At 69.9% G+C, this 5,818-nt stretch carries 7 protein-coding genes and 1 pseudogene; 5 read left to right on the top strand and 3 right to left on the bottom strand.

Features of this window, described 5'->3' with window-relative positions; genetic code table 11:
- From argF to queE, 4 genes are all read left to right on the top strand, one after another.
- The coding region (argF, locus tag HUV01_RS11010; RefSeq protein WP_174298300.1) for an ornithine carbamoyltransferase at positions 1 to 849 on the top strand (849 nt) is incomplete at its 5' end.
- Between the two features lie 135 nt (positions 850 to 984).
- Positions 985 to 1,893: an Hsp33 family molecular chaperone HslO gene (locus tag HUV01_RS11005; protein WP_174298299.1), complete on the top strand. Its 909-nt coding sequence runs from the start codon at positions 985 to 987 to the stop codon at positions 1,891 to 1,893.
- A gap of 234 nt (positions 1,894 to 2,127) precedes the next feature.
- A complete protein-coding gene (queC, locus tag HUV01_RS11000) occupies positions 2,128 to 2,838 on the top strand; it encodes a 7-cyano-7-deazaguanine synthase QueC (RefSeq protein ID WP_174298298.1) in 711 nt (236 codons plus the stop codon).
- A gap of 10 nt (positions 2,839 to 2,848) precedes the next feature.
- Positions 2,849 to 3,481: a 7-carboxy-7-deazaguanine synthase gene (gene queE / locus HUV01_RS10995; protein ID WP_174298297.1), complete on the top strand. Its 633-nt coding sequence runs from the start codon at positions 2,849 to 2,851 to the stop codon at positions 3,479 to 3,481.
- Between the two features lie 35 nt (positions 3,482 to 3,516).
- Here the strand turns inward: queE and HUV01_RS10990 are convergent, their stop codons facing one another.
- The 3 genes from HUV01_RS10990 to lipB form a co-directional block, all read right to left on the bottom strand.
- The gene (locus HUV01_RS10990; RefSeq protein ID WP_174298296.1) at positions 3,517 to 4,218 is read right to left on the bottom strand and encodes a hypothetical protein; all 702 of its coding nucleotides are present in this window, start codon (positions 4,216 to 4,218) and stop codon (positions 3,517 to 3,519) included.
- 256 nt (positions 4,219 to 4,474) lie between these two features.
- Positions 4,475 to 4,753, bottom strand: a complete 279-nt coding sequence (locus tag HUV01_RS10985; protein ID WP_174298295.1) for a hypothetical protein — start codon at positions 4,751 to 4,753, stop codon at positions 4,475 to 4,477.
- Positions 4,754 to 4,845: 92 nt separating this feature from the next.
- Positions 4,846 to 5,520 (bottom strand): lipoyl(octanoyl) transferase LipB, encoded by a 675-nt coding sequence (lipB, locus tag HUV01_RS10980; RefSeq protein ID WP_174298294.1) that lies wholly within the window; start codon positions 5,518 to 5,520, stop codon positions 4,846 to 4,848.
- An 89-nt stretch (positions 5,521 to 5,609) separates the two neighbouring features.
- Between lipB and HUV01_RS10975 the strand changes: the two are divergent.
- A pseudogene (locus HUV01_RS10975) lies at positions 5,610 to 5,818 on the top strand (hypothetical protein); the annotation flags it as partial.

Here is a 5,818-nt window from a genome sequence, read left to right as displayed (position 1 = left end):
CGGGCCGGGCTGCCCAAGGGCGCGGCGGACGCCGACGCGCCGCTCGCCGGGCGGACGCTCGCGATGGTGTTCGAGAAGTCCTCCACCCGCACCCGCGTGTCGTTCGACATGGCGATGCGCCAGCTCGGCGGGTCGGCGCTGGTGCTCGACGCGGGCACCACCCAGCTCGGTCGCGGCGAGAGCGTGGCGGACACCGCGCGCGTCCTGTCGGGCTATTGCGACGCGGTCATGATCCGGACGGACGACCACGCCAAGCTCACGGAGATGGCCGCCCATGCGACGGTGCCGGTCGTCAACGGCCTGACCGACGCCTCGCACCCCTGCCAGATCATGGCGGACCTCATGACGCTGCTGGAGGCGGGCAGGGCGCTGCCGGGGCTGAAGGTCGCGTGGCTGGGCGACGGCAACAACGTGCTCGCCTCCCTCGTGGAGGCGGCGGCGCTGATGCGGTTCGAAGTGGTCGCCGCCTGTCCGCAGGGGTTCCAGCCCGACGAGGAGGCGATCGTCGCCGCGTCGGGCCGCGCGCGCGTGGTCGCGGACCCGCGCGAAGCCGTGGAGGGCGCGGACGTGGTCGTCACCGACACCTGGATCTCCATGGGCCAGGACGACGGGGGACAGGAGGGCGCCGCGACCAAGCTCGCCGCGCTCGCTCCCTATCAGGTGACGCCCGCGCTGATGGCCGCGGCGAAGCCGGACGCGGCCTTCCTCCACTGCCTGCCCGCCCATCGCGGCGAGGAGGTGGCGACCGAGGTGATCGACGGGCCGCAGTCGCTGGTCTGGCCGGAGGCGGAGAACCGGCTGCACGTCCAGAAGTCGATCCTGCGCTGGTGCTTCGGCCAGATCGGTTGATCGGGGCGAGCGCGTTCCTATGTCCGTTCGACCCCTTCGAACCCGTTCGCCCCGAGCTTGTCGAAGGGTTGCCCTTCTTCCGGCGGCGCTGAAGAAGGGCAGGGCTTCGACAAGCCCAGCCTGAACGGTGACGATGTGGACGATGCCACGACCCCCGACCTGGACCGCGCGCTAGGTTTCGCGATCCCGTCCCGATCGGCGCGCGGGCGGATCGTGCGGCTGGGGCCGGCGCTCGATCTGGTGCTCGCGGCGCACGCCTATCCGCCGGCGATCGAGACGCTGCTGGCGGAGGCGCTGACGGTGGGCGCGTTGCTCGGCTCGACGCTGAAGAACGTCGAGGGCCAGCTGACGCTTCAGGCGCAGACCGACGGCGGCATCGTCCGGCTGCTGGTGTGCGACTATCGCGGCGGCGCCGTGCGCGGCTATGTCGACTATGATGCGGACCGGCTCGCCGCCGCGCCCGAGGCGCCGTCGCTGTTCGCGCTGTTCGGGGCCGGCTACCTCGCGATCACCTTCGACCTCGCCTCCTCTGGCGAGCGGTATCAGGGCATCGTCCCGCTCGACGGCGACTCGCTTGCCGAGGCCGCGCAGAGCTATTTCCTCCAATCGGAACAGATCCCCAGTCTGGTGCGGATCGGCGTCCGCAAGCGGGGTGGGCATATTGTCGCGGGCGGGCTGTTCCTCCAGCACCTGCCCGAGGGCGAGGAAGGGCGCGAGCGGCTTCATACCCGGCTCGACCACCCCGAATGGGAGCATGTCGCCGCGCTCGGCTCGACGATGGGCGCGGACGAGCTGGCCGATCCCGCGCTGCCGCTGGAGACGCTGGTGTGGCGGCTGTTCAACGAGGAGGAGGATGTGCGGGTGCTCGCCTCCACGTCGATCGCGCGCGGGTGCCGCTGCACGCCCGAGCATATCGCCGGCGTGCTCGCGCGCTTCCCGGTCGACGAACAGCGCGCGATGGCGGACGATCAGGGCCTGATCCGCGTGGATTGCGCGTTCTGCGCGACGTCGTTTCCGTTCCCGGTGACAGAGCTGACGGGCTGAACCGAAGTGAAGGCTTTTTGCCCCGATACGACTTCGATCAAGGATATCTTAGGGTTTGGCGATTATCTCCTCGACTGTGTTCTGTTTCAGGGCACGCTTTCTCCCGATCGCTCGCACGAGCTTCCTTCGGCCGCCCCTCGCTAGACGCAGCGCAGGGCGGCCGTTCCTTGAGCGGGCCGATCGGGGCGACCGGCCTTGCCGCCGGCGGGCGATGCGCGTAGCGGGCCGGCGACCATGACCAGCGGAACATCAGCGGGGACGGCGGTGGCGCTCGTCTCGGGCGGCCTTGACTCGATGGTGTCGGCGGCGCGCGCGCGAGAGGATGGATATCGCGTGCTGGCGCTCTCGATCGACTATGGCCAGCGCCACGTCGTCGAGCTCGCTGCCGCGCGCCGCGTCGCCGAGGCTGTCGGGGCGGAGCGGCATGTGATGCTGTCGCTGGACCTGTCGGCGTTCGGCGGATCGGCGCTGACCGCCGATATCGCGGTGCCCAAGGACGGGGTGAAGCCCGGCATCCCCGTGACCTACGTGCCGGCGCGCAACACCATATTCCTGTCGCTCGCGCTCGGCTGGGCGGAAGCGGCGCGCGCGCGGGACCTGTATATCGGCGTCAACGCCCTCGACTATTCCGGCTACCCCGACTGCCGGCCCGAGTTCGTCGCCGCGTTCGAGCAACTGGCCGGGCTGGCGACGAAGGCGGGCGTCGAGGGCGAGCCGTTCCGGATCCGCGCGCCGCTCCAGCACATGACGAAGGCCGACATCGTGCGCGAGGCGGCGCGGCTGGGGCTCGACGCGGGGCTGAGCTGGTCCTGCTACGACCCCCAGTTCGAGCAGGGTGCGCCCGAGGCGCTGCACTGCGGCCTGTGCGACAGCTGCCGACTGCGGCGGCGCGGGTTCGAGGAGGCGGGGCTGCCCGACCCCACCCGCTATGCCGGGGCCGGGTGAGCGTGCGGCCATGAGCTACGCCGTAAAGGAGATGTTCCTGACGCTGCAGGGCGAGGGCGTGAACGCCGGCGCGCGCGCGGTGTTCGTGCGCTTTGCGGGCTGCAACCTCTGGTCGGGGCGCGAGGCGGATCGCGCACGGGCGGTGTGCCGTTTCTGCGACACCGATTTCGTGGGCACCGACGGGATCGGCGGCGGCCGGTTCGCGGACGCCGCCGCGCTCGCCGCCGATGTCGAGCGCCATTGGGGTGGCGGCGCCGACCGGCGCTTCGCGGTCCTGACCGGGGGCGAGCCGATGCTTCAGGTCGACGATGCGCTGGTCGCCGCGCTCCACGCGGCCGACTTCCGGGTGGCGATCGAGAGCAACGGCACGCTGCCTGTGCATCCCGCGCTCGACTGGGTGTGCATCAGCCCTAAGGCGGGAAGCCGCGTCGTCCAGCGCGCCGGGGACGAGCTGAAGCTGGTGTGGCCCCAGGCCGGGATCGACCCTGTCGAGCTGGAAGGCTGGGACTTTGCCCACCACCTCGTCCAGCCGCTCGACGATGGGGCCGCGCCAGCCGATGGGGCCGCGGCGCTGGCGCTGGCGATGGAGCGACCGCGCTGGCGGCTGTCGCTCCAGACGCACAAGTTGCTGGGCCTGCGCTAGGGCGGTTTTCGCCCCGAAGTCGGCCGATCCGCGCCTTATTGCGAGGCCATGCCAGTGCCGGCGGGCGGCCAGTTCTCCGACCCGCACTTCTTGGCCACCCACTGCCCCTTCTTGGTCCAGCATGCGGGATCGAAGCGCGGCAACGCCGTCCGGTCGTTGAACATGTAGCGCACGAATATCTGCTCGCCCCACGGCGTCAGGCTGTTGCGCACCTCGCGCATCCGCGCCTCCGCCATGCCGGAGAACTGGCCGCGCGGCGTGAAGAGCGCATCCCGGCCGATCGCGCTGACCGTCTGGCAGAAGGTCAGCTGTGCCGCGATCGTCGAGAAGCTGGAATAGGTCTGCGTCTGATAGTGGTCGAGCGCATTCTGTCCGGCGAGCTTCGACTTGCCGTTCACGCGCGCGAAGTATTTGGCGAGCGTGTCCCACGACGCGCCAAGCTCCGCCTTGTGGTCGCGCAGCAGCGCATTGTAGTTGAAGACGGTGGTGAGGGTCGGCTGGAAGTCGCATTGCAGCGCGGCCACGTTGAGCGCGGCGCGCATCGTCCACACCAAGCCCGCGCGGGTCTCGGCCCGGGTGGCGCCGGGCAGCGGCTGGACGATGTCCGCCTCGTCGCCCTGCACCGGCGCGCCGCTCAGGTCGCGTGACTTCATGTAGAACTGCGCCGACGCGGGCACTGCCGCTCCCGCCAGCATCCCGGCGACGGCCAGACCGATCGCCCCACGCACCAATCGCATCGCCAAACCCCTCATCGGACATTGTCCGATGACTGGATACGCGATCGGCGCGACGTATTCATCATGTTTGCGCAGCAAGGCGCTGATTTTGCGCCGAACCGAATCCGGGTCGCCCCGGTTGCGGGAACCAGGCGATCTGCCGCGCGTGCCGCGATCGATGATGCGGGGCGTCGGGCTCCGGGGTCCGGGAGCATGGCAAAGGGACCGTCCGGCATCCCGGACGGCCCCTTGTCGAAGATCAACCGGTCGGCTGCGATTACATCGTGTTGCCGGTGGTGTTCGTCATCATCGAGCTGTTCGACATCATCGAACCGTTCGACATCGTGTCGTTGGCCATCATGCCGCCATTGCCCATCGACCCGTCGGTCGTGGTCATGTTGTCGGTCATGGTGTCCATGCCCTCGGTGGCGTTCATGTCCGTCACCATCGTGTTGTCGGAAGTGTTGTCGGTCGTCTTGCTGCCGCAAGCCGAAACCATCAGCGCCGCGCTGGCGATCATCGAGCCGGCGACTGCCTTCGTGAAGAGTGCACGCATTGGAAAGCTCCCTTGGAAACGGATTTGGACGGTGCGTCGTCGGCCCCTATCACCCAAATCAAGGTGGACATTAACCGCTAAAGTACCGTCTCTCAAGCCTCGTTTGCAACTGGACAAGAAAGAGTTTCAAGAAACCGGTCCGCCGCGAACGAAAGGGCCGCGTCAAAGGTTGCAAGCGATGCCGGACGGCGGAGCGCGGCGGCGCTGGTGACGGGATCGGGCAGGCCGCACGGCACGATGCCGTCGAAATGCGCGAGGTCGGGCGACAGGTTCACCGAAAATCCGTGCAGCGTGACCCAGCGGCGGACGCGCACGCCGATCGCGCCGATCTTGGCTTCCCGCCCGTCGTCCAGCAGGGTCCAGATGCCCACGCGCCCGGGCGAGCGGTGCGCCGCGATGCCGATGCCCGCCAGCGCGGCGATGACCCAGCCTTCCACCGCATGGACGAAGCAGCGCACGTCGCGCCCGCGCCGGTTCAGGTCCAGCACCAGATAGCCGACCCGCTGGCCCGGCCCGTGATAGGTATAGCGTCCGCCGCGCCCGGCGGCGACGACCGGAAATCGCGCGTCGACCAGCTCGGCGGGGTCCGCGCTGGTGCCGGCGGTGTAGACGGGCGGATGTTCGAGCAGCCACACCAGCTCGCGCCCCGCGCCCGCGGCGACGGCGGCGGCGCGCTCCTCCATCGCCGCCAGCGCGTCGGCATAGGGAGTGAGCCCCGGCGTCACCCGCCATTCGATCGCCGTGTCGCTCGTCGCCGTGGTCGTCATCGTCGTCGAGGTGGTCGCTCATGCGCGGGCTGGCAAGCGGGCGGTGATCGGCTACAGTCGCTACGGGATCCGGCCGGCGCGGGACGCCGGTGGACGACGATGGAGGCCTGCCGATGGTGACGATGACCGCGATCTGGGATCGTACCGCCGAGGTGCTGCGCGGCCGCGGATCGATGCTCGCGGGGATTGCGGGGCTGCTGATCCTCCTGCCGACGGTCGTGCAGGATGCGGTGGTCGCCTATTCCGGCCGGACGCCGGGCGCGGTGGCGGCGGGCGGCCCCATCGGGATCGTGGCGGC

Source organism: Sphingomonas bacterium, from assembly GCF_903643035.1.
Classification (GTDB): Bacteria; Pseudomonadota; Alphaproteobacteria; order Sphingomonadales; family Sphingomonadaceae; genus Sphingomonas.
This window is presented reverse-complemented; position numbering and strand designations above follow the sequence as displayed.

Coding starts and splice junctions, on each gene's coding strand:
- queC (WP_174298298.1), top strand. CDS start 2,128: ATGACCAGCGGAACATCAGCGGGGACGGCGGTGGCGCTCGTCTCGGGC.
- queE (WP_174298297.1), top strand. CDS start 2,849: ATGAGCTACGCCGTAAAGGAGATGTTCCTGACGCTGCAGGGCGAGGGC.
- HUV01_RS10990 (WP_174298296.1), bottom strand. CDS start 4,218: ATGCGATTGGTGCGTGGGGCGATCGGTCTGGCCGTCGCCGGGATGCTG.
- HUV01_RS10985 (WP_174298295.1), bottom strand. CDS start 4,753: ATGCGTGCACTCTTCACGAAGGCAGTCGCCGGCTCGATGATCGCCAGC.
- lipB (WP_174298294.1), bottom strand. CDS start 5,520: ATGACGACCACGGCGACGAGCGACACGGCGATCGAATGGCGGGTGACG.